Source organism: Pantoea sp. GW821-FHT03E06 (assembly GCF_059420725.1).
In genome coordinates, this window is sequence record NZ_JBWKUG010000001.1 from 2,381,016 (window position 1) to 2,407,569 (window position 26,554).

General features: G+C 54.9%; 24 protein-coding genes, 1 tRNA gene and 1 pseudogene. 9 read left to right on the plus strand and 17 right to left on the minus strand.

Going from position 1 to position 26,554, the window contains the following annotated elements; translation table 11 throughout:
* Positions 1-11 precede the first annotated feature (11 nt).
* The 3 genes from tssC to AC07WB_RS11110 all read right to left on the minus strand — a co-directional run bounded on the left by tssC (position 12) and on the right by AC07WB_RS11110 (position 3,118).
* Positions 12-1,559, minus strand: a complete 1,548-nt coding sequence (tssC, locus tag AC07WB_RS11100; protein WP_097096999.1) for a type VI secretion system contractile sheath large subunit — start codon at positions 1,557-1,559, stop codon at positions 12-14.
* Between the two features lie 29 nt (positions 1,560-1,588).
* Complete coding sequence (gene tssB / locus AC07WB_RS11105; RefSeq protein WP_345829355.1) at positions 1,589-2,086, minus strand: type VI secretion system contractile sheath small subunit; 498 nt, start codon at positions 2,084-2,086, stop codon at positions 1,589-1,591.
* Between the two features lie 357 nt (positions 2,087-2,443).
* Positions 2,444-3,118, minus strand: coding sequence for a GntR family transcriptional regulator (locus AC07WB_RS11110; RefSeq protein WP_345829354.1), 675 nt, complete (start codon positions 3,116-3,118; stop codon positions 2,444-2,446).
* 114 nt (positions 3,119-3,232) lie between these two features.
* Here AC07WB_RS11110 and AC07WB_RS11115 point away from each other — a divergent pair, with 114 nt between their 5' ends.
* The 4 genes from AC07WB_RS11115 to AC07WB_RS11130 are packed head-to-tail and all read left to right on the plus strand — an operon-like array spanning position 3,233 to position 7,212.
* A complete protein-coding gene (locus AC07WB_RS11115; protein ID WP_345829353.1) occupies positions 3,233-3,913 on the plus strand; it encodes a DUF2848 domain-containing protein in 681 nt (226 codons plus the stop codon).
* 11 nt (positions 3,914-3,924) lie between these two features.
* A complete protein-coding gene (locus tag AC07WB_RS11120) occupies positions 3,925-5,268 on the plus strand; it encodes an amidase (protein ID WP_345829351.1) in 1,344 nt (447 codons plus the stop codon).
* Between the two features lie 2 nt (positions 5,269-5,270).
* Positions 5,271-5,906, plus strand: a complete 636-nt coding sequence (locus AC07WB_RS11125) for an antibiotic biosynthesis monooxygenase family protein (RefSeq protein ID WP_345829350.1) — start codon at positions 5,271-5,273, stop codon at positions 5,904-5,906.
* Positions 5,899-7,212, plus strand: coding sequence for an MFS transporter (locus AC07WB_RS11130; protein WP_494940500.1), 1,314 nt, complete (start codon positions 5,899-5,901; stop codon positions 7,210-7,212). The genes AC07WB_RS11125 and AC07WB_RS11130 overlap by 8 nt, the downstream gene beginning before the upstream one ends.
* Before the next feature lie 74 nt (positions 7,213-7,286).
* Here the strand turns inward: AC07WB_RS11130 and AC07WB_RS11135 are convergent, their stop codons facing one another.
* From AC07WB_RS11135 to AC07WB_RS11180, 10 genes are all read right to left on the minus strand, one after another.
* On the minus strand, positions 7,287-7,490 hold the full coding sequence (locus AC07WB_RS11135) for a hypothetical protein (protein WP_097096992.1): 204 nt from the start codon (positions 7,488-7,490) through the stop codon (positions 7,287-7,289).
* A gap of 61 nt (positions 7,491-7,551) precedes the next feature.
* Positions 7,552-8,094 (minus strand): TetR/AcrR family transcriptional regulator, encoded by a 543-nt coding sequence (locus AC07WB_RS11140; RefSeq protein ID WP_345829872.1) that lies wholly within the window; start codon positions 8,092-8,094, stop codon positions 7,552-7,554.
* 236 nt (positions 8,095-8,330) lie between these two features.
* Positions 8,331-8,609: a hypothetical protein gene (locus AC07WB_RS11145; RefSeq protein ID WP_345829349.1), complete on the minus strand. Its 279-nt coding sequence runs from the start codon at positions 8,607-8,609 to the stop codon at positions 8,331-8,333.
* A gap of 343 nt (positions 8,610-8,952) precedes the next feature.
* The gene (locus AC07WB_RS11150; RefSeq protein WP_494940501.1) at positions 8,953-10,161 is read right to left on the minus strand and encodes a multidrug effflux MFS transporter; all 1,209 of its coding nucleotides are present in this window, start codon (positions 10,159-10,161) and stop codon (positions 8,953-8,955) included.
* A 121-nt stretch (positions 10,162-10,282) separates the two neighbouring features.
* On the minus strand, positions 10,283-11,122 hold the full coding sequence (locus tag AC07WB_RS11155; protein ID WP_494940502.1) for a DUF817 domain-containing protein: 840 nt from the start codon (positions 11,120-11,122) through the stop codon (positions 10,283-10,285).
* Between the two features lie 155 nt (positions 11,123-11,277).
* Entirely contained in the window at positions 11,278-12,657 is a 1,380-nt protein-coding gene (locus AC07WB_RS11160) for an NtaA/DmoA family FMN-dependent monooxygenase (protein WP_097096988.1), read from the minus strand.
* Between the two features lie 19 nt (positions 12,658-12,676).
* Positions 12,677-14,299 (minus strand): dipeptide ABC transporter ATP-binding protein, encoded by a 1,623-nt coding sequence (locus AC07WB_RS11165; RefSeq protein ID WP_494940503.1) that lies wholly within the window; start codon positions 14,297-14,299, stop codon positions 12,677-12,679.
* The gene (locus AC07WB_RS11170; RefSeq protein WP_494940504.1) at positions 14,299-15,156 is read right to left on the minus strand and encodes an ABC transporter permease; all 858 of its coding nucleotides are present in this window, start codon (positions 15,154-15,156) and stop codon (positions 14,299-14,301) included. Before AC07WB_RS11170 ends, AC07WB_RS11165 begins: the two co-directional genes overlap by 1 nt.
* The gene (locus AC07WB_RS11175; protein WP_494940505.1) at positions 15,153-16,172 is read right to left on the minus strand and encodes an ABC transporter permease; all 1,020 of its coding nucleotides are present in this window, start codon (positions 16,170-16,172) and stop codon (positions 15,153-15,155) included. The genes AC07WB_RS11170 and AC07WB_RS11175 overlap by 4 nt, the downstream gene beginning before the upstream one ends.
* On the minus strand, positions 16,169-17,782 hold the full coding sequence (locus tag AC07WB_RS11180; protein ID WP_494940506.1) for an ABC transporter substrate-binding protein: 1,614 nt from the start codon (positions 17,780-17,782) through the stop codon (positions 16,169-16,171). Before AC07WB_RS11180 ends, AC07WB_RS11175 begins: the two co-directional genes overlap by 4 nt.
* Positions 17,783-18,084: 302 nt before the next feature.
* On the opposite strand from AC07WB_RS11180, the gene AC07WB_RS11185 reads away from it, so the two are divergent.
* The 3 genes from AC07WB_RS11185 (at position 18,085) to gap (ending at position 21,593) form a co-directional block, all read left to right on the plus strand.
* Positions 18,085-19,320, plus strand: coding sequence for an acyl-CoA dehydrogenase family protein (locus tag AC07WB_RS11185; RefSeq protein WP_097096983.1), 1,236 nt, complete (start codon positions 18,085-18,087; stop codon positions 19,318-19,320).
* 203 nt (positions 19,321-19,523) lie between these two features.
* Positions 19,524-20,504, plus strand: a complete 981-nt coding sequence (locus AC07WB_RS11190; RefSeq protein WP_494940507.1) for a GlxA family transcriptional regulator — start codon at positions 19,524-19,526, stop codon at positions 20,502-20,504.
* A 78-nt stretch (positions 20,505-20,582) separates the two neighbouring features.
* A complete protein-coding gene (gap, locus tag AC07WB_RS11195) occupies positions 20,583-21,593 on the plus strand; it encodes a type I glyceraldehyde-3-phosphate dehydrogenase (protein ID WP_097096981.1) in 1,011 nt (336 codons plus the stop codon).
* Positions 21,594-21,663: 70 nt separating this feature from the next.
* Here gap and phoA read toward each other — a convergent pair whose 3' ends face one another.
* A complete protein-coding gene (gene phoA, locus AC07WB_RS11200; RefSeq protein WP_494940508.1) occupies positions 21,664-23,070 on the minus strand; it encodes an alkaline phosphatase in 1,407 nt (468 codons plus the stop codon).
* Between the two features lie 244 nt (positions 23,071-23,314).
* On the opposite strand from phoA, the gene AC07WB_RS11205 reads away from it, so the two are divergent.
* A tRNA-Ser gene (locus AC07WB_RS11205) sits at positions 23,315-23,402 on the plus strand.
* A 376-nt stretch (positions 23,403-23,778) separates the two neighbouring features.
* Here the strand turns inward: AC07WB_RS11205 and AC07WB_RS11210 are convergent.
* The 3 genes and pseudogenes from AC07WB_RS11210 to AC07WB_RS11220 form a co-directional block, all read right to left on the minus strand.
* Positions 23,779-24,069: a hypothetical protein gene (locus AC07WB_RS11210; protein ID WP_494940509.1), complete on the minus strand. Its 291-nt coding sequence runs from the start codon at positions 24,067-24,069 to the stop codon at positions 23,779-23,781.
* Between the two features lie 5 nt (positions 24,070-24,074).
* Positions 24,075-24,164, minus strand: a pseudogene (locus AC07WB_RS11215) (DUF4113 domain-containing protein); the annotation flags it as partial.
* A 139-nt stretch (positions 24,165-24,303) separates the two neighbouring features.
* Positions 24,304-24,810: a terminase small subunit gene (locus AC07WB_RS11220; protein WP_494940510.1), complete on the minus strand. Its 507-nt coding sequence runs from the start codon at positions 24,808-24,810 to the stop codon at positions 24,304-24,306.
* 20 nt (positions 24,811-24,830) lie between these two features.
* Between AC07WB_RS11220 and AC07WB_RS11225 the strand changes: the two genes are divergently transcribed.
* A complete protein-coding gene (locus tag AC07WB_RS11225; RefSeq protein WP_494940511.1) occupies positions 24,831-25,346 on the plus strand; it encodes a DUF2441 domain-containing protein in 516 nt (171 codons plus the stop codon).
* Positions 25,347-26,554: the final 1,208 nt, after the last annotated feature.

Genomic DNA, 26,554 nt, shown 5'->3' on the forward strand with positions numbered 1-26,554 from the left:
GATCTCCGCCCTTACGCTTTCGCTTTCGGCATCTGCGACACCAGCGACAGGTTCACGTCCATGCCTTCCACCTGGAAGTGCGGGATGGCGAACAGCTTGACGCGGAAGAAGCCCGGATTGTCTTCGATATCTTCCACCAGCACTTTCGCATCGCGCAGCGGATGTGAAGACTGCAGCTCGTCGCCCGGATCGGTCATCTCGGTGACCAGCGTGCGCACCCAAGTGTTCAGCTCCAGTTCTAGCAAGCGGCGATCTTTGGTAGTGCCGATGTTTTCGCGCTGGATCAGCTTCAGATAGTGCGCGATGCGCGACAGCAGGAAGATATAAGGCAAACGCGCATTGATGCGGCTGTTGGCGGTGGCATCGGCGGTATCGTAGATCGCCGGTTTCTGCGTCGAATTGGCCGAGAAGAAGCAGGCGTAGTCGCGGTTCTTGTAGTAAGAGAGTGGGATAAAGCCGAGATTGGCGAACTCAAACTCGCGCGTTTCCGGGATCATGACTTCAGACGGGATTTTCACCTGGTTGCCGGTGCCGAGATCGTACAGATGGATCGGCAGATCCTGGACTGCCCCACCCGCCTGCGGACCGCGGATTTGTACGCACCAGCCGTTGCTGATGAAGCTCTGCACCATATTGGCGGCGAAAGCGAACGAAGCGTTGGTCCACAGGTATTTGTCGTGGTCCGGACCTTTCACCTCTTCCACATAATTGAAGCTGCGCACCGGCACGGTGTCCGGGCCGTACGGCAGGCGACCGAGCACACGCGGCATGGTCAGCCCGATATAGCGCGCGTCGTCGGTGTCACGGAATGATTTCCACTTGATGTATTCGGCGCGGTCAAAGTAGTTGCCGATATCTTTTATGGCCGCCACCTCTTCCATCGAATCTTTCAGGAAGAACTGCGGGCCAACCGAACCGATAAACGGCATGTGCGCCGAAGCAGCGACTTTCGACAGGTTACGCAGCAGCGCCACGTCCTGTGCGGAAGCATCAAACTCATAGGCAGAAATCACCGCGCCAATCGGCTCGCCGCCCGGCGTGTCGTATTCAGCCACATACGTTTGCAGATAAAGGCCGCTCTGGATGATTTCCGGCGCATCTTCAAAGTCCTGACGCAGGTCATCTTTCGACACGTCGAGCACTTCAATTTTCACGTTCTGCCGGAAGTCGGTTTTATCCACCAGCGATTTCAGGCCGCGCCACGCAGATTCTACCTTCTGGAATTCGTCGTGATGCATCACCGCATCCAGCTGGCGGCTGATCTGGCGATCAAGCTCGGCGATATGATGATCCAGCAGGTTTTTATCCAGCTTCTCGACTTTTGCGCCGCTGATTTTTAAGCGCGTCAGAAACACCTGCATCGCAGCGGTGACGCGCTCGTCAGCGGTGGCATCTGACATCGCCTGGCTGTCCTGCCAGACGTTCAGATCGCTCAGCTCGGAGACCGGATTAAGGTTGATTTTTTCAAATAGCGAAGCGTATACGCCACCTGCCGCCGGGCGATCCAGCACGGTGGTTGCGCCATTAGCATGGGTTTCATTCTGAACTGACATCAGCATTCTCTCTCTATAGTCCGTTACGGGGATGATCAGGCTTGATCGGTGGCCAGCGCAGACAGCTCGCTACGCAGTTCGTCGCTCAGTGCGGGATCTTTCAGGATGGCTTCAAGCTCTTTGCGGAAGGTGACGTTATCCAGCAGGTTCGATTTGAGGTCGCGCAGCAGATTACGCATTGCCAGCATGGCGCGCAGCTGCGGGATTTGACGGGCGACCTGCTCCGGCTCAAAGTCCTTCATGTCGCGGAAGTTAAGCGCCACGTTCTCTTCGCTGCCATCGCCGGCCAAGGTGTTAGGCACGATGAGGTTAACGGAAGGTGCGATGTCGGCCAGCACGCTGTTGAAGTTGTTCTTATTGACGTTGATTTTTTCGCGCTCAGACAGCGGACGATCTTCCTGGCCGTTGCTGAAATCACCGGTGACCAGCAGTTTGAGCGGCAGCTCGGTTTTTTTCGCACTGCCGCCGGTATGCAGGTCAAGTTTGAGGTTGATACGTGCTTTAGGGATTTCATTCTGATAAGAGTTGCTCATATTTACTCCTTGTAAAAATGGCGCGGAAAGCACGCATAGGCACACTTTCCCTGTGTGTTTCGCCGGGAATATATATGAGGTCGCATCAGTAAAGCAACGCACAGCGCTGTCGCTTTATTCCTGTTTTTTATAGGAAATTTCTTGGAATTTCACTTAAGTCATTGAGGGTTTTTAGAAAATCGATTAGGAATTCTCCTAAATAAAAATCTATTTTTTTGATCCATACGACACAAGAAGGGATTTTTCTGAGGGAAATAATACAATTTTGCTAATTATTGGCTGGATAGGCGTTTTCACTCACCCGCCCAGCCCACGGTTGAGCACTGCCGCCGGCACACAATCATTATAATAGGCCGTTCAGTTATTCAGCAGAGCCTGTTTGAAAGAGTAGATATGAATGCGTGCCGCGTCTTCCGCCTGCTCGGCATCGCCCTTCTCCAGCGCCGCAATAATTGCCTCATGTTCAGCAATAACTTCATTCATATGTGCGGCGCTCGACAGTGTCGTCGCCCAGAAGCGTTGTGCCTGAGCATGAATGATGCTCAGGATATCGGCCAGACGGCTATTGGCTGCAATATCCGCCAGCACCTGATGGAACTCGCGGTCAAGCAGCATCATCTGTTCCCGATCGTGTAATTCACTGGCGCGGGCAATGCGCTGGTTAATTTCCCGTAAATAGGTAATCTGCGCAGCGTTGACGCGCTGCGTCGCCAGACGTAGGCACAGCGCTTCATTAACCAGCCGCACTTCTATTAACTCCAGCGCATCATCCATTGACAGCGGCGACACCATCACACCCTTACGCGGAATGATCTGCAATAAACCTTCGGTTTCCAGCCTGTGCACGGCCTGATTGATAGGTGTTCTGCCCATCTCAAGATCATCCATTACCTGCGCGATGTTGAGATAGTCCCCGGGCTTGTACCGCAGGGTGATCAAGCGGTGTTTAAAAGCCAGATAGGCTCGTTCATTAAGAGAAATACTCTTTGGGCTGGCTGGCGAGCTCACATTTTCAGCAATCACATTACTCATCGCGCAAATCCTTATTAGGTAACTGAGACATATTACACAAAAACCTGGCATGAAAATGGCTAGATTGAAATCACTGTGAAATTTCACACGAATTTCTCAAATGGAGATCAAACCATGCAATTACGTTTTACAACTGATAACGCAGACGCAGCAGTACTGGACGTTGAGGTCAAAGAGCTGGTTATCGCCGGCTGGGTGGGCCGCGATCGGGCAGCCGTGTTGCACCATATCAGGGAGCTGGAAGCACTTGGCGTGCCCGCTCCTGGTGCGGTCCCGCTGTTTTATCGCGTTGCGACGAATCAGCTCAGCCAGCAAATACGCCTGGAAGTGGTGGGCGAGGAAACCTCCGGCGAAGCCGAGCCCTTCGTGTTTTTCCATCGCGGCGAGTATTGGGTTTCACTGATCTCAGACCACACCGATCGCCATCTGGAAACCTTTAGCGTGGCGCTATCAAAGCAGGCCTGCATTAAACCTGTCGCCGGACACGCCTGGCGCCTGTCAGAAGTGAAAGCGCATTGGGATCGGCTCGAGCTCCGCGCCTGGATCAAAACAAACGGTGATTGGATTACCTATCAGCAAGGCGCCCTATCCGCTCTTCTCACGCCGATGGATTTATTAAACCGCTATTTTACTGATCGTCAGGTTGAAGAAGGTTTTGCTATGTCATGCGGCACGCTTAGCGCGATCGGTGGCATTCGCCCTTCGAGCGAGTTTCGCATGGCGCTGCACGACCCGCTGCTCAACCGCACGCTGGAACATACCTATATTACTGGCTCGCTGCCGGTCATCGCCTAAGAGGAACCTCTATGACAACGTTATGGCAAGCGAGCCAGCAACTGCTCGCCGGGCACATCACGCCCGAAACGTTAGTGTCTGATGCTCTGCACGCCATCGCGGCGGAGTCCGGCGAAGGTAAACGCGTCTTTACCCAAACCTATCTGGCCGAGGCGCAGCAGCAAGCTCGGCAGGCGAACGCGCGCTGGCAACAGCACCAGCCAAATAGCGCGATCGATGGCCTGCCGATCAGCATCAAAGATCTGTTTGATGTCGCCGGCGAAGTGACGCTCGCCGGCTCGCGTTTACTCAGCAATGCTGCAAAGGCAACGTCTAACGCCAGCATGGTAGAACGGCTGCGCCAGGCGGGAGCAGCCATCGTCGGCAAAACCAATATGACCGAATTCGCTTTTACCGGTCTTGGTATTAACCCGCATTACGGCACGCCCGCCAATCCGTGGCAGCGCACTGAACAGCGAATCCCCGGCGGCTCTTCTTCCGGGGCCGCCGTGGCCGTGGCCGATGGCATGTGTCTGGCGGCGGTCGGTACCGATACCGGCGGCTCCGTGCGTATTCCCGCTGCGCTGTGCGGCTTAACCGGTTTCAAACCCAGCGCCAGTCGTATTGATCAAACCGGAACCTTGCCGCTGGCCGCGTCGCTCGACAGCATTGGTGTGATTGCCCATGACGTGCGCAGTTGCTGGCTGCTCGATAGCGTGATTGCCGACGAACCGCTGTCCATTGATGAACGCCGCCTTTCTGACGCACATTTCGTTATCCCGCAAACGCGCGTGCTGGAAGGCCTTGATCAACATGTCAGTGCGGCATGGCTGCACGCACTCGGGCAGCTTCGTGCGCAGGGCGTAACGCTGACTGAGCTGCCCCTGCACGAACTGGCAGAGCTTGAAACGATCAACTCGCGCGGCGGTATCACGGCCTGGGAAGCCTGGCAATGGCATCAGCATTACGTTCATTCTCAGCCCGATGCCTACGATCCGCAGGTCCTGACGCGCATTAAACGCGGTAGCTTGCTAACCCACGAAGAGGCCAGCGCGCTGTACCAGCAGCGAGCTGACTGGAAACAGCGCGTTGAGAACGCGATTGCGCCCTTCGATGGCATGTTAATGCCCACGGTGCCGCTTATCGCCCCCACTCTTCACGAACTTAACGATCCTGCGCGCTACATGCAGGTCAACATGCTGATGCTGCGCAATACCAGCGTGATCAACATGCTGGATGGCTGTTCGATCTCTCTCCCCTGTCATCAACCTGGCGCTGCGCCGGTTGGCCTGATGCTGTCCTCAACCCATGGCAACGATGCTGCATTACTCAGCTGGGCTGCCGCGATTGAAACCACCCTGAAACGGAGTATCTGATCATGACTCAACCCCATGGCATGCTGTATGTCGCCACCCATATCGAGGCTGCAGATGAAGCGGATTTCAACCAATGGTATGACCACGAGCACGTGGAAGAGCGCGTTGCCATCAAAGGCTTCCTTTCTGGCACACGCTATCAGTCCTTAGAGGCGGAGCGGAAGTATCTCGGTCTGTATGAAACAGAATCGCTTGAGGCCTTCACCAGCGCGGATTATCACGCAGCCTTCACGCGTCAGACGGAATGGTCGGTGAAGAATCTCAACAACATGATCAATCCCATGCGCCGGGTGTGCGCCATCACCCACCAGCATGGTCAGGGCACTGGCAGCCATCTGGCGGTGCTGACGCTTACGTCAGGAACAGATGTTGCATTACTGGACGGCTGGCAAAAAAGCGTGCAGCAAACGCCGGGCTATATCGCTTCGCGTTTGTTAACGCCAGATACCACGTTGAGCTCCCCTCTTCCCCGGGAAAATAGGGGAAATCGCCCCATGCATCCCATGCTGCTAGTGACCTGCCGCGACGTGCAGATATGTAAAACCCTCGCCGCCAGCGCCGCACAGGCGCTGAATGCAGATGCTCAGCTTTACTCCCTCAGCTGGCAGTTAACCAAACAGGAGATGGCACATGGCTAATACCGATTCGACACTGCAGCACACTGCACGCGAGCGCACTGGCCACGCCAAAACCGGTCGTCTTGCGGCGGCCAGCTCGATTGGCACGGCACTCGAGTGGTATGACTTTACGGTTTATAACATCATGGCCGCGTTGGTGTTTAACCACGTATTTTTCCCAGACTTCGATCCACTCGTCGGCACCATCCTGGCGTTTTCCACCTATGCGGTGGGTTACGTCTCACGTCCGGTAGGCGGGATGATTTTTGGCCATCTGGGTGACGTAGCTGGCCGCAAAGCGGTGCTGATCACCACGCTGGTCATTATGGGCGTCACTACCGCGCTCATGGGCCTGCTGCCCGGCTATGCAGTGTGGGGGATCTGGAGTCCGTTGCTGCTGGTGGCATTGCGTTTTATTCAGGGTATCGCGCTGGGCGGTGAATGGGCCGGTGCGGTGTTACTTTCCATGGAACATGGCGATGCCAGTAAACGCGGGCGTAATGCTTCGTTCGCACAGGTTGGCCCTTCCTGCGGCACGTTAATTGGTACCGGATTTATCACGCTGGTCACGGTGGCGTTAAGCGGTGAACAGTTCCAGCAGTGGGGATGGCGTATTCCCTTCCTGTTGAGCCTGCTGCTGGTAACCTTTGGCTTGTGGCTGCGTCGCGGCGTTGAAGAGACGCCAACCTTTGTCGCGATGCAACAAGCCGAGAAAACCACCCATACGCCGCTGAAAGAGGTGTTCCTTCGCTATCCGCGCGAGTTGCTGATCGCGGGGGGATCGCGTATTGGCTCGGATGTGTTGTACGCGCTGGTAGTGGTGTTTACGCTGACCTACGTCACCACGGTGCTACAGTTGCCGCGTCCGCTGGCCCTGATGGCCACCATGCTGGGCGCGATAGGCAATGCGATTACCGTACCGATGTTTGGCGCGCTTTCAGATAGGTTAGGCCGCCGACCAGTCTACATTGTCGGTGCTTTGCTAGCGATTGTCTGGTCATTTGTCTTCTTCGTTCTGCTCGACAGCTCGCAACCGGTGCTGATCGTGCTGGCGGTGATCGTTGGCCTATTGATTCATGCGGTGATGTATGGCCCGCAGGCAGCATTTGTGACCGAGCAGTTCCCCAGCCATGTGCGTTACGCGGGTTCTTCGCTGGCCTATACGCTAGCGGGTATTATCGGAGGTGGCTTTGCGCCGCTGATCATTACCTCTCTGTATAAGGAGATGGGCAGCACACTGTGGGTGTCGCTGTATGTCAGTCTGGCGTTACTGATTACGCTTTTTGCGCTGTGGAAAGCGAAAGAGACAGCGCACCGACCGCTGTAATTCGCTTATTGAGTTTGGCGAGGGAGTGCCAACTTTCAGCCAGGAGAGCAGAATGTTCCGCACCATCGAGTGGATTAATGCAGTTTTTTGGCCAGAATACGAATCGCTTTCTCACAGGCGCTTTTCGTCTTGCTGTCTGACGAGCGTAAGCTCAAACGGTACAGGGCACCAATCAGTTCCTGTACGCTAAGCGCCTCATCGGGCCGGAGAATATGTGAAACCACGCGCCCTACCAGTGCACGAATATCATCCGTAATGTCTGTATCTTCGTCTTTCACTTGCCCTCCTGCCTCACGCTTCGCTTATTTAGGAAGTGCCCACCTCCTAATTAGACAAATGTTAATCCAGCAACTTCATGACTAACTTGATGGTCTCTGGTTCATCTTTTACATCGGCGATCTTGCCTACTACCCGCATACCGAAGGCGATGCACAGAATCAATCCTGCCGCGGTATCGGTATCCAGTTTTTGCGAGACCGATCCATCTTCCTGCCCGAGTCGCAGTAAAGAAGCGAGAAAGTTTTTATTACGCATCACCGCCTCACTCACCAACTGCGACAAGTCGTCATCTAACACCTGTAGTTCAATCGCGCTGCCAACCACCAGGCACCCGGTTCGCCCCTCCACGGCCCGAGCAGAATCGAGGTAAAACTGCAGCAGCTCAGCGAGTTTTTCGCGACCGGTTGTAACCCGCGCCAGCCGTTGACGCAGGTCCGCGTTGCGCACCGAAAGGTAGCGTTCAAACACGTTAAGAAACAGACTGCGTTTATCTTTGAAGGCTTTATAAATGCTACCGGCCGTTAATCCCATGGCGTCGCCCAGGTCATGCATGGAGGCAGCATGAAAACCTTTTTGCCGAAAAACGATCATCGCTTTATCCAGGGCCTGGTCGATATCAAACTCTCTCGGGCGGCCCCGTTCTCGGCTTTTCGCTTCGGTGGTTAACGTTTTAGGCATAGTTGACGCATGACGTATGGCTGGTTTCCAAAAGTGGTCGGCTGGTTCTTTGCAGCGCTAACTTTATCGCAATAGAGAAGAGAATGTACACCTGTTTGCTGTTAATTCATTATATAACCGATAGTTACGTAATCATTAAGCGGGGAACTGCACTGTCGAAGTCAGTGTTTGGTGGAATCATCTGCCGCGATGTTTTTAGCAAAGAAGCTCATTACACCCTCGCCAGATTTCTCATTGTTGTTCATTTCACTGCCGGTCTTAATCGTCTCAAGCGCTAGCCTGGCAACGCGTTTTTTTTCTGGCGTGTCAGCGGCATGCAGCATTTTCTCTAATTGTCCGATGAGCGTGGCGCGCGAAACCGGCGCATCCTCATTAAATAATTCAATAACAGCTTCGCCGATTAAGATGTCGCACAACTTTTTATCATCACTATTTTTCATGGAGTTCTCTGTAACCGTCTTGACCAATCCTGGCCGGAGGATCCTGACTTTGCAGAGCATACCGATTGAGCAAAAAACGTCAAATGCTAAAAAGAGGAGGTTTAATCAACATTCAATCAATAGAAACGCTTGTGGCATTTTCAATAAGTGCCACAAGCTTTATAGCGATTAGCCGCCAACACGCGCCTGCAACGCTGCGGGATACCGTTCACCAATGACTTTGATGGTGTCTAACGCTTGAGGATTGTTTTAATTGGACACGGTAATCAGCCAGGGTTTATTAACTGCATCCATGAGTTGCCCCTTCTGGTGATGCCCACTCAACCTCCTCTTAATCAAAACATTAAGCGGATTTGACCGTGGCGGCGCTGAGCGCCATCACCGCGCTTGCCACGGTAAACAGCGCGATAATCCACGCCATGGTCCAGGGCGTACCATCGCTGAGTAGCGCCAGCAGCAACGACGAGATAATGCCGCTGCCGTATTGCAGCGAGCCGATGAGCGCCGAGGCGGAACCCGCCATAGTTGGCACGGTATCCATGGCGGCGGCCGTGGAGGTTGCCGCGATAATGCCGTTCATCGAGAAGAACACAAACACCGGCAGAATAATCATCAGGATGCCGCCGAAGGCCAGTTTGGCGCTCAGCGCCAAAATTAACGCAGCGAGGGTGGCGGTAGTCACCGCCATTTTGAGCAGGGATTCCAGCGGATAGCGGTGCACTAAACGCCGGTTCACCATGCTTACCGCCATTAACCCCACCACATTCAGCGCGAACAGCCAGCCATAATGCTGCGCATCAATGCCGAAATAGGTGATGTAAACAAACGGCGAGCCGGTAATAAAGGCGTAAGCCGCCACGTAGTAGAACGCCACGCACAGCGTAAAGCGCATGAAATGGCGGTTTTTCAATAGGGCAAAATAGTTGCTAAACGCTCCGTTGAGCGACGCTTTTACCCGCTTGTCCGCCGGTAAGGTTTCGGGCAACCAGCACATCAGTATCAGCATGACGCAGCCGATGGCCGCCAGCAGCCAAAAAATCGTGTGCCATGAGGTGACTTTGATCATCTGCCCACCCAGCAGCGGCCCGGCAATCGGAGCAATCGCCATGACAACCATTAGCGTGGAGAGCATCTGCGCAGCGCGAGTGCGCGCAAAGAGATCGCGGATCATCGCGCGCGCCAGCATCGGTCCGGTACAGGCACCTAACGCCTGAAACACGCGCCAGAACACAATCTGCGTAATATCGCTGGAGAGCGCACAACCCACAGAACCGATCACAAACAGTACCAATCCGATAAACAGCGGCACTTTGCGGCCAAAATGGTCGCTGAGCGGCCCCCAGATGAGCTGGGCAATACAGAAGCCGATGAGAAATCCGGTAATGGTCAGTTCGGCGTCGCCGTGCAGCTCTTGCGCCATCAGCGGCATGGCAGGCAGATAGATATCCGTGGATAACGAGGTGATCGCCATCAACGCACTCAAAATGAGGATAAAGGGCAAACCGCTCGATTTGACGATAAAGGATTGAGAACGCGTGGAGGCGTGATCCATATTGAATTCCAGAGAGATCGAATTCGCCTATAGTAGCGGATGGGATGGTGAAGATAATGGCCTGAAAGAGGATTGCGCCTATGAGGGAAATTCATCAATAGGCGCACTAATTTGCCATGACTCACTGCGCAATGTGTACGCGTTTTTTAATATCCTTGAGAAACAGCGTAATGGTAAACGTCATCATCACCAGTAGCGACCAAGCGCCCCATTTGCCGACATGTACCGTTGCCCACGCCCCTATTTGATTAGGATATTGCCATACGCCCAATAATGTCCCCAGATTCTCCGCTAGCCAGATGAAAAAGCCTATCAGGATAAACGCCACCAGCAGCGGCATACGGAAAGGACGATCGTAAGGCGTAAAAACCACCACCGAGCGCGCATACAAACCCAACGCCACTGCTGCGATATACCAGCGATAGTCGCCGATAAAATGATGGGTAAAGAAATTGGCATACAGCGCCAATGAGAGCAGTACCGCATACAGAATGGGAGGATGATGGCGAATTTTCAGATCCATCAATCGCCAGCATTGGATTATGTAACTGCCTACCGCCGCATACATAAAGCCACTGAATAAAGGTACGCCTCCAATTTTGCTCCAGCCTGCCTCAGGATAATGCCATGAACCAATCGCCGATGAGGTTTTAAACAGCTCTAAACCGAAACCGAGCAAATGAAACAGCGTGATGGATTTCAGTTCATCCCAGCTTTCGAGTTTCGTCGTGACCATCAATAACTGAATAGCGACGGCGATAATCAGCAACAGATCATAGCGTGCAATACCGAACATACCGGCGCGCGGTAACGTGAATATCGCCAGAAAGAATAAGCCGGCAAATAAGCAGGCGCGTGCTTCTTTAATGCCAAACCAGATAAACTCCACGGCAAAACGCCGGATGCCGGTTAAGCGCAGTGCGGGGGGATGGATTAGAAACTGATCGAGGCGATTATGCATAACGAATTCCCTATAAAGTAAAACATCCATTTTTATCAGCATAATAAAAAAGCCACGCAGCGTCGCACAAATGCTTATCAGGCGGGAAGAGCGATCGCCATAATTGGCGACCGCACTATTTTGTAGGGTGCGCATTAATGCGCACCGGGTAACATTTAACCCAACGTTAATTTCCTTTGCGGATGCGACGCTGGCAGCCTGCTCTCTTTGCCAAAAATCTTCTCGCGCAGCGTGCCGGGCTTATACGCCTTCTGCGCCAGACCGCGCTTCTGCAGTACCGGCACCACATGCTCAACCCACTCATCCCACCAGCCGAGCGTGGTGACGGGCACCACGTTAAAGCCATCCACACCCGCATCCGCAAACTGCTGCACGCGATCGGCGATCTGCTCTGGCGTACCGGCAAAACGACCCGGCAGCAACGCGTGCTGGATCAGGTACTCACGCCACGTCAGCACGCGCCCCTGCCCGTAATCCGCATCTACCGCAATGCGGAATTTCGAGCGCATATGCTGGCTAAACTCCTCGCGGCGGCTGAGCTCGGTTAACGGCGTATCAGGATCGATATTCGCCAGATCGATGCCAGAGCCGCCGCTGTAGAACCCCTGCAGCGCGTTGATATCAATGTTGTCGAACAGATATTGCTGCTTGCGCTTTGCCTCCTCCTCGGTGGATCCGATCACGGTAGAAAGCATCACCAGTTTTTTCAAATCCTCCGGCTGACGACCGTAATCCACCACATCCTGATTCAGGATGGCGATATCTTTGCGCGCGGTATCCGGCGTTTGTGATGGCAGGAATGTGACCTCGGCATTACGGGCGGCAAAGCGACGTCCGGCGTCGGAGTTGCCGGCCTGGAAGAACACCGGGCTACGCTGCGGCGACGGCTCAACAATGTGCGGCCCCTCCACGCGATAGCGCTTGCCCACATGGTTAATTTTGTGAATTTTATCGGCATCGAAAAAGCGATTGGTGGCGGGATCGTGCAGCACCGCGCCCTCTTCCCACGACAGCTCCCACAGTTTGTACGCCACATCCAGATACTCTTGCGCCCATTCGTAGCGCTCGTCGTGCGGCACGATGTCCTGATAACCGTAGTTACGGAAGCCGTTGGAGAGATACGAAGTGACGATATTCCAGCCAATGCGACCGCGGGTAAACTCATCCAGCGAGGAGATCTGGCGTGCAAACGAGAACGGGTGCGCCTGAATCACGTTGCTGGTCACCACCAATCCCAGATTCTCCGTGGCCAGCCCCAGCGCCGAGAGGATGGTGATCGGATCGGGTTCGGGGAATTGCGTGCCGGCGCTGATGGTGGTTTTGCCATCGCCATATTCGATGTCGTAAACCCCCACCACATCGGCAATGAACAAGGTATCAAACAGCCCTTTCTCCAGGGTTTTCACCGTCTTGACGTAGGCATCCAGCTGGTTGTAGCCATACTGCACCTGACCTTCCGGCGTGCGCCAGTAGCCGTGGCTGTGGTGGTTGGGCGTGAGGTGCAAAAATCCGTTATAAATCAGTTCGCGTGACATGTTCGCTCCGGTAGCAAAGTTAGGCGATTTCCAGCGCAGCCAGACGTGGCAGCGAGGCAAGTAACTTCTGGGTATAGGGATGGCGCGGACGATAGAACACCTCATCGGCGGCGCCCTGCTCGACTGCCTCACCGTTTTGCATCACCAACACGCGATCGCTCATGTGATGGATAACGCCGAGGTCGTGCGAGATAAACAGATAGCTGACGCCAAGCTGCGCCTGCAGATCGCTAAGCAGATCGAGAATCTGCGCCTGGATAGTGACGTCCAGCGCGGAGACCGCCTCATCCAGCACGATCACCTGCGGATGGGTGGCGATGGCACGGGCAATGGCCACGCGCTGACGCTGGCCGCCCGACATGCGCGCCGGCCATTGGTTAAGATGTTCCGCGCCGAGTCCAACCGATTGCAGCAGGCTGATGGCGCGGTCACGCGGGGTGTGCGTTGCCGGATGCTGATCTAAGGCAATCGCATCCAGCAGGATGTCGGCCACCCGCCAGCGCGGGTCGAAAGATGAAAGCGGGTCCTGATACACCACGGCAATCTGGCGGCGAATGGCACGCTGAGCGGCAGCGGACGCGTGGCTCCACGGCTGGCCGGCAAACAGCACCTCGCCGCTGTCCGGCGCTTCCAGCGCCAGCGCAATGCGTGACAAGGTGGTTTTGCCAGAACCCGATTCACCCACAATACCCAGCGTTTCACCGCGTCGCAGCGTAAAGGAAACATCGGCAACCGCGCTGTGCCCCCGAAAACGCTTCACAATATGGCGCGCTTCCAGCAGCACGTCCGCTGATTTACCCCCCGCTGGCGCTGGCGCGCCGGGCGCGCTGCCGGAAAGGCGCTGTCCTTTGGTGTGTTCGCTGGGAATGGCGTTGATCAACCCTTGGGTATAGGGATGTTGCGGCTGCTGCAACACCTGCTGCGCCGTTCCCGCTTCGACAATCGCGCCGCCCTGCATCACCAGAATCTGATCGGCGATTTTGGCCACCACGGCCAAATCGTGACTGATTAGAATCACGCTGGTGCCGCGATCCAGCATCTGCCGCAGCACCTCCAGCACTTGCGCCTGCACCGTGACATCCAGCGCGGTAGTCGGCTCATCGGCGATCAGTACATCCGGATGCAGCGCAATCGCCGAAGCAATCAGCGCGCGCTGGCGCAGACCACCAGAGAGTTCGCCCGGTCGCTGGCTGGCGCGATAGGCTGCCTGCGGCACGCCCACCTCTTCCAGCAGCGCCTGCACTTTCTGCTGGCGGCTGGCGGCATTGCCCCAGCCGTGCAGCGCCAGCGCTTCGGCAATCTCTTTGCCTACCGGCCGCAGCGGATCGAGTGACACCAGCGCATCCTGCAAAATAAAACCCACTTTGCTGCCGCGCACCCGACGCCAATAACTTTCGCTGCGCCCGAGCAGCGCTTCACCGTGCAGACTGAGCGTGTTGGCCTGCACCTGCAGTTGCTCGCCCGCCAATCCCACCAGCGCGCGTGCGGTAACACTTTTTCCCGAGCCTGATTCACCGACCAGCGCCAGACATTGACCGCGTTGCAGCGCAAAGCTAACGTTCTTCACAATATGGCGCGGCGCGGCATTCTCAGCGCGGGCCCAAATGTTCAGGTCACGGACTTCTATCACGTTATTGCTCATCAGCGCTTCTCTCCTTCGGCCCGCTGCTGGATGTAGCGGCCGATTTGCGTAAACGACAGCGCCACCAGCACAATCGCAATGCCCGGCAACACTTCCAGCCACCACGCCACGGTGACGTTAATTTTTCCCGCTTCGAGCAGCGCGCCCCACTCCGGCGACGGTGGTACCACGCCTAAACCCAGAAACGACAAGCCGGATGCCCACACCACCGATTGTCCGATGCCCAACGCCACCAGTGAGAACAGCGGTCGGAACACGTTGGGCGCGATGTGCTGGATAAACAGCCGATGCCACGGATGGCCAAGCGCACGTGCCGCTTCGACATAGCCGGACTGCTTCACCTGCAGCGCCTGCGCGCGCACCAGTCGCGCGTAGCCCGGCGCGGTGCCGATGCCCACCGAGATCAGTAAACTGCTGGCGGACGGACCCAGCAAGGCGACAAACAGCAGCGCCAGCAGCAAGGTGGGAAACGCCAGCAGAATCTCCAGCAGGCGATTCACCGGTTCGGCCAACCAGCGCGGACCGAGCGCGGCGCTGAAGCCCAGCACAATGGCGCCGAACAGCGCGATGACCATGGCGCCGATACCAATCAGCAACGACTGGCGCGTACCCCAGATAATGCGGCTATACAGATCGCGGCCAATGTCATCGGTGCCGAGCCAGTTAGCCCATGAAGGGGCTTGCAGCGCACGATAGAGATCGGTGGCGAAGGGATCGTGGGTGGCCAACGCGCCAGGCGTTAGCGCTGCGACAATAAAGAACAGCGCTACGATGCCGGAAAGCAGTACCGAAACCGGCAGCTGCCAGCCGGCGCGTTGCGTCTGCGGGCCAGCATAATCAGTGAGATGAGTTGTCATGCGCGACCTCGCAGGCGGGGATCGACGATCAGGTAAATCAGGTCAACCCCCAGGTTAATGACGATGTAGAGGAAACTGATCAGAATCACGATGCCAGAGACCAGGGCGAAATCCTTGTTGCTGACCGCATTGACCAGCACGTTGCCGAGTCCCGGGCGGGCAAATACCGCTTCCACCAGCACCGCGCCCGACAGCAGGTTGCCAATCGCCCAGCCGCTTAAGGTGATGGCGGGGATCAGCGCGTGGCGCAACACGTGGCGCCATCGCACGCCCGCCAGGCTCATGCCGCGCGCCCGCGCCGACAGCACAAACGGCTGCTGCATGCTGCGCTCAAACTCGCCGCGTATTGCGTGGCCAATAAAGCCCGCCAACGGAATTGCCAGCGTGATCGCCGGAAGCACCGTGCCCAGCAGGCTGGTGCCGCCGACGACGGGGAACCAGCGCAGAGCGATGGCAAAGACAATCAGCAGCAGGATGCCAATCCAGTACTGCGGCAAGCCGGCCATGATGGTTTCCACTGCGGAGCCAAACGCCGCCAGCCGACGATTGCGCCCGGCGGTTAACAGCGTCCAGGGAATGGCGATAATCCACGCCAGCAGCAATGCGGCTATCGCCAGCGTAAAGGTCGGCAGCAGCTGCTCAGCGATGATATGCACCACCGGGCGCTGCAACTCGAAGGAGAAACCAAAATCGGCGTGCAGCAGCTGCCAGAAATAGTGCAGATACTGTTCAACGATCGGCTTATCGAACCCGTATTGCGCATTGATTGGCGCCAGCTCGGCCGGCGTGCGCTCAATCACCTGTCCAGAGGTGATATTCAGCAAAATGGTGGCGCGATCGCCCGGCAGCACCGATAGCACTAAAAAGGTCACGGTGATGGTGCCCCACAGCACAAATAGCGCCGAGGCAATGCGCACACTCAGGGTGCGCAACAGCGCCACGCTGCGGCGGCGTGGTAAGGCCCGTTCCTCAACCCGGGTGGCGCTGGTCTGCGGCGCGGAAGTTAATTCACTCATGGCTTCTCCTGCACGAAGTACGCATCGTTAAAGTTCAGCAATCCGTTGCCCTCATCCTGCCAAAGCCCGCGGATGTGGTGGGCGATGGCGACGTTGTAGGTGAAGTTGTAGCCGCCGATGGCAATCGCCTGATCGTCAAACCACTTTTGCAGCACCGCAAACTTCTGCTGGCGCAGCTGGGGATCGGGCTCGCGCTGCGCATCGAGGATTTGCGCTTCCACTTCGGGATTATTGAAAAAGCTGGTGTTGTTGCCGTTGAATGCGCCGTTCAGCGCGTGGTTGTAAACGATGTCGAGGATATTGGGCGAGGGCCATACCCAGTAACCAAAGCTGATTTCCTTATCCGCCGGACGCGAACGCGCACCGGCAAAGCCTTCGGTTTGCGTCAGCGGAATCAGATCCAGCTTGATACCAACGCGTTTGACCTGATCCTGCACCGCCTGCAGCATCAGCGCGCCTTCCTGGTCGATAATCGCCTGGATAAACGGCAAGCGGGCATCGAGCGTTTGGCCGTCTTTGGTGCGATAACCGGCGGCATCACGTCCGGTCCAGCCCGCTTGATCCAGCAGCTGATTGGCTTTGGCGATATTCAGCGAGTAGCGGTCGTCAACGTTCAGGTAGAGCGGCGTACTTTTGCTCAGCGAGCCGTTGCCCTCATACGGCACTGCGCCTTTGAACACCGTTTTGACGATCTGCTTGCGGTCCAGCGCATAAGCAAACGCCTGGCGCACGCGCCGATCGGTGAATGGACCGCGCTGCACATTAAAGGAGAACGCCTGTGGACGACCGGTCGCGACGTACGACAAGGTTTGATAATGCTGTTGCAGCGCCTGCCACTGCGCCGACGGCGGCTGGTAGATCACATCCGCGCCGCCGCTGACCAGCGCGCCCCAGCGCGTGGTGGCATCGGGCACGAATTTCCACTCCAGGTGTTTGATATAAGCCGGCCCGTTATGGTGCGCATTCGGCGGTGCCCAACGATAATCGTCGTTGCGCACAAAACTGATGCCATCGCCGCGTACCCAACGCGCGACTTTCCACGGTCCGGTGCCCACCGGGCGCAAACACTTCTGCTCGCTGCTGTTATGCGCCAGCGAATCTGGCGATTGAAAACCGTAATGCCCATTTGCTAATACGTTATAGATTTCCGGATTGGGCTCGGATAAATGCAGCGCCACGGTATAATCATCGACTTTGGTAAATCCGGTCATATAGGTAAATCCGTGCCAACCTATTCCCTTTTGCCATGCGGGATAATTAGCAATCACCGCGTCGGCATTAAAAATATCGCCATCGGTAAATTTCACGTCATGGCGCAAATGAAAGGTAATGGTTTTACGATCGGCAGATTCACTCCAGCTGGATGCCAGCCAGGGACGGATCTGTCCTTTATCGTAACTGACTAAATAATCAAACACCTGACGTGATAAATACGCTTGCTGCACCCAACCGCCCCATAAGCAAGGCGGCTCCTGCTCATGCAAATAGACCAGCGTGCCATCGCTGGAGGTGGGTGAAGACGCTGCGGCGCTGACGTTAATTGGCAGCGCCGCACAGCTCAACGCCGCCATTATCGGAATGATTAATCGCTGAATGGGCTTTACTCTCATTTTGCTACCGTTTCCCTAATGCAAGCCAATAACTTATTTCCGCGCGGACCTACTCCACGTGAAAAGGTGTTATCTGGAAATTTAATGAATATTTTTGGAATAGCGTTTGAATAGAGCACAGATATAAATCCCGGCAAATAACAATATCGGCAGTGAATATGCGAAATGGGATTTTTTGTTCCACATAGTGAAATATCATTTTTATATCAATGCAGCGAAATAGCTTAGTGAGAAAAAGCATTATTTGGTGTTCGGTGGCGATGACATAGTAATGGGATAATGTCTTTGCCGGAGAGAACGCTATGTCGCAAATCGAATTAGGTTGGGGTGCCGATCCGTCGCCTCGGTATGAACAGCTGGCGGAACGCTTTCGCCCGGTATTTCAGAAAATACGCGCAGGTGCGATTGAGCGAGAGTTAACACGCCAGCTGCCAATCGAGCAAATTGCCTGGCTGAAGCAGAGCGGATTCACCGCCCTGCGCGTTCCGGAAAGCGCCGGTGGACTCGGTGCCACGCTGCCCGAGCTGTTCAATTTGCTGATCGAACTGGGCGAAGCGGATTCCAACCTTGTGCAATCGATTCGCGGACATCTCGGTTTCGTCGAGAACGTGCTGAACAGCGGTAGCAGCAGCTATCGCGCGAAGTGGCTGGCGCGGCTGGGGCAAGGTGAAATTGTCGGCCCGGCCTGGAGCGAAACCGGCGATGCGCGTCAGTCAGAATTCTCCACGCGCATAGAGCGCCACGGCGACGGTTGGCGGCTCAACGGCAGGAAGTTTTACACCACCGGTTCGCTTTATGCCGACTGGATTGATGTTGGCATCACTGATGAAAATGGCAAAGGCGTTTCGGTGACGCTGGCACGTTCCGCACCGGGCGTGACGGTGCTGGATGACTGGAATGGCTTTGGCCAAACCCTCACCGCCAGCGGTACGGCGCTTTTTGACAATGTGCTCATCGGCGCGGATGACATCAAAGAAGAGGTGCATTTCCGCTATTCACCAGCTTTCTATCAGCTGATCCATCTGGCGACGCTGGCGGGTATTGGCCGCGCCCAAAGCGGCGAAGTGGCACAGCAGGTGGCGTCTCGTACGCGTACCTACAGCAACGGCAATGCGCCGCGTGCCGCCCAGGATGCGCAGATTTTGCAGGTGGTTGGACGCCTGCGCGGCGCGGCCTACAGCAGCGGTGCGATAGTGCTGCACGCCGCCAGCGCGATACAACGCGCGTTTGATGCGCATCTGAGCGGCGATCAGGAACGGGAAAACCAGGCGGTGGCGATTGCCGAGCTGGAAGTATCGCAGTCGCTCAATGTGGTGAGCGATCTGCTGCTTAATGCCAGCTCGACGCTCTTCGATGCGCTGGGTGCATCGGCCACGCTGAAACCGCTGGCGCTGGATCGCTTCTGGCGCAATGCGCGCACCCTCTCCTCACACAATCCCCGTATCTATAAAGATCGTATCGTCGGTGATTTTGCGGTGAACGGCACCTTACCGCCGGAGCAGTGGCGGATCGGTGTGGCGGATAAATCGGCTACCTAAGCGTAGGGTCGCCATTTATGGCGACCTGGCATCCAGGTGCGCATAAATGCGCACCCTACGGGATTGGCACCGATCTGTTGTAGGGGCGCCATTTATGGCGACCTGACATCCAGGTGCGCATAAATGCGCACCCTACAGGTTGTGCTAGCTGCTTAACCCATGAGACACTTTGGCTTATTTCGTTAAAGTGTCTTTTTTACGCCATGAAAACCTTTCTGATTATTGTGCCTGACGGTGGCATGCTGTTCGAAGCCGCAGGCATCGCCGATATCCTGATGCGCGCCAATCAACATTTACCGGTGGGCGGTGATCAACAACGCTATCGCGTTAGCCTTGCTACCACCCAATCGCATCAGGTGATTCACGGCCAATCTGGCCTCAATTTACTGGCCGACCTGAAACTGGCGGACGTTGATCCACGTAACGCCTGGGACACCATTATGATCACCGGACGCGGCGACACCGCCGAAGAGGGCAACATGGTGGTCGATTTTATCAAGCTGGCGGCACCGCAGGCGCGTCGTGTGGTATCGGTCTGTGGCGGCGCGATGTTATTGGCTGAGGCGGGTTTGCTTGATGGCCGCCGGGCGACAACACACTGGCGCCTGCTCGATACCCTGCAGTCTCGCTATCCGCTCGTCCACGTTGAAGGCGGTCCGCTGTATATTCAGGACGGTTGCATGTGGACCTCCGGCGGCGTCAGTTCGGGCTTTGACCTGACGCTGGCGCTGGTGGAAGAGGATTTCGGCTTCAGCGTGGCGCGCGATATTGCCCAGGATATGGTGATGTATTTACGCCGTCCTGGCGGGCAGATGCAGTTCAGCCGCTTCCACCTGCAAGCGCCGGGCGGACTGGGCGTAATCGGTGAACTGCAGCGCTGGATCCGTGAAAACCTGGCCGACGAGCTGGCGGTAGAAAAGCTGGCAGAACGTGTCGCCATGAGTCCGCGAAATTTCACCCGCGTCTTCACCCGTGAAACCGGCGTACCTCCCGCGCGTTACGTCGCCGAAGCGCGACTCGCCGCTGCGCGCGAGCGTTTAGAGCAGAGCCACGACACGCTGGAGCGCATTGCCCTTGCCACCGGCTTTGGCAGCAGCATTAATCTGCGCCGTAGCTTTGAGCGCCAACTGCATCTCACACCCGGAGAATATCGCCAGCGCTTTCACTGCAGAAAATTGGCGTAAAGTGATCCTTTTTTGGCGTTTACGCCAGATGCGCATCAGCCTACAGTGACTCCAGCATCTTCGGAAAAGGAGTCAATTATGACTAAGATCGGCATTAACGGCTTTGGCCGTATCGGACGCAACGTTTTTCGTGCAGCACTTGGCAGCGATGATATTGAGATCGTCGCCATTAACGACCTCACCGACAGTAAGACCCTCGCGCATCTGCTAAAACACGATTCTCTGCTCGGCAGACTGCCCGCTGAAGTGGAAGCCGGTGAAGGCGAATTACGCATCGATGGCAAAGCGGTGCGCGTATTCAGCGAGCGCGATCCGGCCAATATTCGCTGGCGCGATGTCGGCGTCGATATCGTAATTGAAGCTACCGGCTTCTTTACCGAGCGCGACAAAGCCGCCGTGCATATCACCAGCGGCGGTGCCAAACGTGTGATTATTTCCGCACCCGGCAAAAATGATGACCTGACCATTGTGCTTGGCGTTAACGATCAACGTTACGATCCGCAACAGCATTTTGTAGTGAGTAACGGCAGCTGTACCACCAACGGCTTAGCGCCGGCGGCGGCGGTATTGCATCAGGCATTTGGTATCGAGCACGGGTTAATGAATACCACGCATGCTTATACCAACAGCCAGGTGCTGCACGATCAGCCCGAGAAAGATCTGCGCGGTGCGCGTGCGGCAGCGCTGTCGATCGTGCCTTATTCCAGCGGCGCGGCAAAGGCGCTGGGGCGCGTGATCCCTGAGCTGGAGGGGCGTTTGACCGGCTATTCACTGCGCGTACCGGTGCCGGTGGTATCGATCGTCGATTTAACCGTAACGCTGCAACGCGATGTCACCGCTGAAGAGGTGAATGCCGCCTTTAAAGCCGCGGCCGCAGAAGGCCCGCTGAAAGGTATTTTGGGCTACAGCGACGAACCATTAGTCTCAAGCGATTATCAGGGCGATGCCCGTTCATCGATTATCGACGGACTCTCAACGCTAGTGATTGGCGGTAATCTGGTGAAGATTCTTGCCTGGTACGACAACGAATGGGGCTTCTCAAATCGTCTGGTGGATTTGGCACGCTTAATGGCAAAACGCGGATTGTGATTTTGGTGCGCATCAATGCGCACCATACGAAAATCGTAGGGTCGCCATTTATGGCGACCGTTTTAACACCTTACTTGAGTCCCATCGCGTCCTTCAGGGTAAAGAACAGATCGGTCTGGTCGGTTAATCCCACCACATTCGCCGCATGCGGACCGTACGCCGCGATGCGCACCTGCGTGCCGGTATGCTCCTGCGAATCCTCTTCTGAATTACCGTAGCTGATGGTCATCACCGCGCCATCTTTGGTATTCACCGCTTGCGTCAGGCCCGGTGCTTTGGTGCCGTTTTCAACGATCTGGCTGCTGTGGGCGTGATCGGCGGTCACCACCACCAGCGTATCGCCATTCTCGCGCGCAAACGCTAGCGCTTCCTGTACCGCTTCATCCAGATCCACGGTTTCACCAATCTGACCGCACGGGTTTGCCGCGTGATCCTGCTTATCAATCGATGCGCCTTCCACCTGCAGGAAGAAACCTTTGTCGTTGGTGCTCAGCAGAGTAATGGCCTTTTTAGTCATCTGCGCCAGCGTCGGTACTGAAGCCGGACGATCTTTATTGACTTCACAGGTCACTACCGGCTTATCAATGTTGCCGTGATAGCTGGCTTTCGGTCCCTGCCAACGCACCGGCATATTGCCATCGGCAAACAGGCCCAGAAGCGGTTTGCTCTGATCGGCCTGCTGAATGGCATTCATGCCCTGCAGATTATCAATCCACTGATAGCCCAGCGCCTGCGCCTGTTCACGCAGGGTTTTGCCCTGATACTCGCCGGCTTTGGCGGTTTCATTAAAGGACTTCGCACCGCCGCCCAACGTGACATCTGGGCGGGTTTTCAGCAGCTGTTCAGTAATCGATCCTTTACCGCCCTGCTCCAGCGCGTTGCCCGGGCACAGCTCGCTGGTTTTCTCCGGGCCGTAGCATTTGCGCGAGGTGACGTGTGCCATTAAGGCGGCTGGCGTGGCATCCTGCAGTTCAGCGGTCGACACGTTGCCGGTGGCTTTACCCGCGGCTTTCGCCAGCTCAAGAATCGTCACCTGATCTTTGCCATTAACATCGACGCCAATCGCGCCGTTGTAGGATTTGGTGCCGGTGGCCCACGCAGTAGCCGACGCGGCAGAATCCGTTACGTAATTGGGTTTATGGGTTTTCTTGTCCAGCGAGTAATGGGTGTATTGACCGGTGAGCGGCAACGCATCCAGGCCGGGGAAGAAACCGCCGGCGCCGCGCGCCTGGTTGCGGGCGGCGGTGATTTCCGAATCGCCCATGCCATCACCAATCAGCAGAATCACGTTTTTCGCGGTGCTATTGATTAATGAGGCTTTTAACGCCTCGGTCTGGTTGCCAGTGAGACGACGCGCGCCGCCGTGCTCGGTAATATCGCCGTTGGCGGCGCGTGAATAATTTGCATCATCTGCCACTGCTAACGTCGCGATCAGAGAAGTCAGCAGCGTAACCGTAAAGAGAGGTATGGATTTCATTTATAAGCATCCTTAGCTGTAAATATAACCAAATGTTTCCGCGGACAAGTCTGCGACAGTGCGGTGACGCTTTTGTGACACAGAGAGGATAATTTGATGACAGAACAGGCAGGGTGAGCAAGCCGAAGGCAATACGCTCAGAGCTTAAGCGGATAGAACAAAAGGAGAAAATAGCGCTTGACCCTTTTCAGCGATCTCCCTATAGTAGCGCCCCGTTGACCCAGCGCGGTTGGCAAAAAAATGTGGTGAGGTGTCCGAGTGGCTGAAGGAGCACGCCTGGAAAGTGTGTATACGGCAACGTATCGGGGGTTCGAATCCCCCTCTCACCGCCACATTCCGAAGAAGAGTCTGAACTCACGTTCAGACTTTTTTTTTGCCTATTCTGCAGAGAGAGGGGGTGAGAAGCCCCGACGGGGTTTGACAACTGGCGCAGCCAGTTGGACAGCGGAGCCTGCGACGCTGCCCGCAGGGTGAGCGCAGCGAATCAATTCCCCTCTCACCGCCACATTATGTAGGAAGTTGCGTGGACAACACCGCATGTAGCCTGACTCCAAAGACTACAGCGAGACCACCGAACTACAAAAGAAGTAGAAAATAGTGCACGTGAAATGCACGCTCATCTTAGATGCAAAGAAAAAGCCTCTGGTTAACGCCCGAGGCTATTCTGTTTTTGTCTAATTGGATCAGGATATTTCATCACATTGCCAATTAAATCGTCGGCCTTTCATCTTCATGCACGGTCGTGATTTCGTATGTTACCACTCCCATCACGCCGATGTCTTCCAGCAGATCATCCATGTAAAACGCGCCATCGTCTGTGATGATGCGCTGCGGCTGAATCATTATCATCGCCCACTTATTCATGCCTGACATATCAACCAGTACAGTGTCACCGTTTACCGGATACCTTTCCTTATCGACTATGCACCGGCGCCCATTCAGCTCAACCATGAATCGGGTCTTACAGGTCGGCAGGATGTGCTGCAGCTGCTGAAGCATAAACGTCACTTCGCCACGGGCAGGTCCGACAAACTGGTTGTGTATGCCGGCGACAACATTTCGCGCTTCATCTCCCAGGATTTCTGAATGCCCTGTTCATGCCCTCGAAGTATTCGAGCTGCTACGACGTCATTTTATACCGGACTGGCTTGCCTTCTTTGTCGGTTATTCAGTAGAGATTGTTTAGGCGCCAGAGCTTGTCACGCAGAAGCGCGATTTGTTCTGGCTTCATGGTTACCCCTTGGCTGGATCATCCATTAAGTCAGATAGTGACTCCACTGCCACCTCTGATTTAACCTGTTCCCGGAACGCCTGGACGCTGACGTGCTTGCCAAGCAGCTCGAGATTCTTCACCTTGTTAGGCCACTTAATTTTTTTCAGCAGATCAGCGGAGTCACCGGCAAGCTCTGTGACGTCCATGCCAGATAGCGTGGTGCGCCAGACTTTAGGCCACTGCGTTATCGGCTTCAGCTCGCCATTAACAAGCAGGATGTCGAGCACGTCCATCTCATTTATCTCAACCAGACGACGAAGCACATAAGCAGCATCTACGTTAACTTGCTCATTGCGCTGAGCTTTAAGTTCGACGATTCTGTTTTGGATGTCAGGTTTTGTTAGGTTCTCGCAACCTGATGCTCGGGCAGACTTCTCGCTGTACCCTGCCCGAATTGCCGCTTGCGTGGCGTTCAAATCGATGAGGTACTCGCGACAGAACATTTCTTGTTTGTCGGTGAGTGCCATTAATGTTCCTTGGAAATTCTATGACTACTTATTACACAGTTGACTCTGGCAATTACTACTCGCCAGGCATGATTGCTAGCCCGATAACTCCTTCCATTCAGCCCATCGAGTTGCAAAATATGGTTACAAGCCTCTTTCCTCGAGGTGTATCAAAACATGGCGATGGTTATTTTCTTTCCGGGAATGCAATGGCAGGTCAAATTGACTATTCAATCGACTGGGGCCTTGAATTTTATAGAAGAGCGATGCGACCTGGCACACCATCACGATATGAGTGCATTTTCGCCTGTGAATCACTGGAAGGAGCGCTGGCGTTTAGGTTGCAATATAGGAGCCAGAACGCTCCTATTTATGAGGTGGAGGCAGATTCAAATTTGGTTCATAGAGGAGACATGGCTCTTTTGAATAATGGTAATACCTGCCTTGTCTATACCTACCAAATCGAACATTACTGGGCTGGAACGACTTTTGCCCCCGAACCGTTTTGGGAGATTTTGATTCCTCTACCGGCGACCATAGGTAATCAAGTTGCTTAGAAAGATGCCAAACAAGCCCGGCAAGCCGATTCGATGGCCTCCCAATCTGGTGATACCATGGTTTATTCCTTAGCGACCTCTTCAGATGGCTCAGGCACATACTCCATCTTGAGCACGTCATCAGGCGCGAGGTATCCCCAAGCGCCATCTTCCTGAATCACACCAATAAAAATACGCAAAATATTTATTTCGGATGTAAACTATAACATCGTGCAACAATGTGTTTTGCACGGGAGATTTCAACATCTATCTACCTCTGGGGCGTCAAAATGAAGACAATAATCTTATTGGCTTTAACTCTGCTCGTCGTGTCATCACCAATATCAGCAAATCAACCGCAGTTATTTGCTCCAAAAGCAGGATCATTTGTTTTGAATGGCGAAATGCCTAGGTTTGTTCCGGCCCAGTTCGCAACATCTACAACTATAGGCGCCGGTAATTGTTCTGTCACACGAACATATGTGGAGCACTATACCTGCAATGATAAGCTGCCAAGATCAATAACTTGCAGTGTATGGACAGATATGGGCAAGGAATGTCGTACAACATGTCAGCCAAAAACTTGCCCTGCTGGTTCGTAAATTAGTGAGGCGGCATAATGCACTTTAAATTATGCCGCTAATTTGAAGCGCAACTCATCATCAGGCCGCTCGCAAATGCGCCTTGTGATGAAGGCCGTTGTGAAAGTGGCTCTCTAAATCCACGAATATGTGGTTATGCTACAGCGTAAAGCAGCTTCATCTGCCCCTTAACCGGGAAAGCAGCCATGCAGCGGGCTTCGAAATCACGATAATCAGAGCACCCATTGCGATACTTGTAACGCGGATAATCTGATGCTCAATCAAAGTCAGCGCATCCGGTTTCAAATGCTGATGGATCTTCTCGCCTTTAGTCAGCCTACCTTTAACTTCCGAGTAAACATCTGGTGGCAATACCGGCCCGTAAATCCACTTCGCGCTTCATTGGGCGGCAATTTTTCTCTGCCGTGGCAATCCAATCATGCGGAAAAGTGCGTCATATAATGGATCTTTAAAGCATTTCTCCCATGCCGATGGATCACTGAGAAGAAAAATTGCTTTAATCCGCTCAGCTACGGCAAAAAGGAATTGAGATTCTTTTGATAGGCTTTCAGTTATATTTAATTATTTATGATCTCTAAAAATTTCATGAACAGAGATGTGAATACCCCTGCTCATTTTTATTAACTT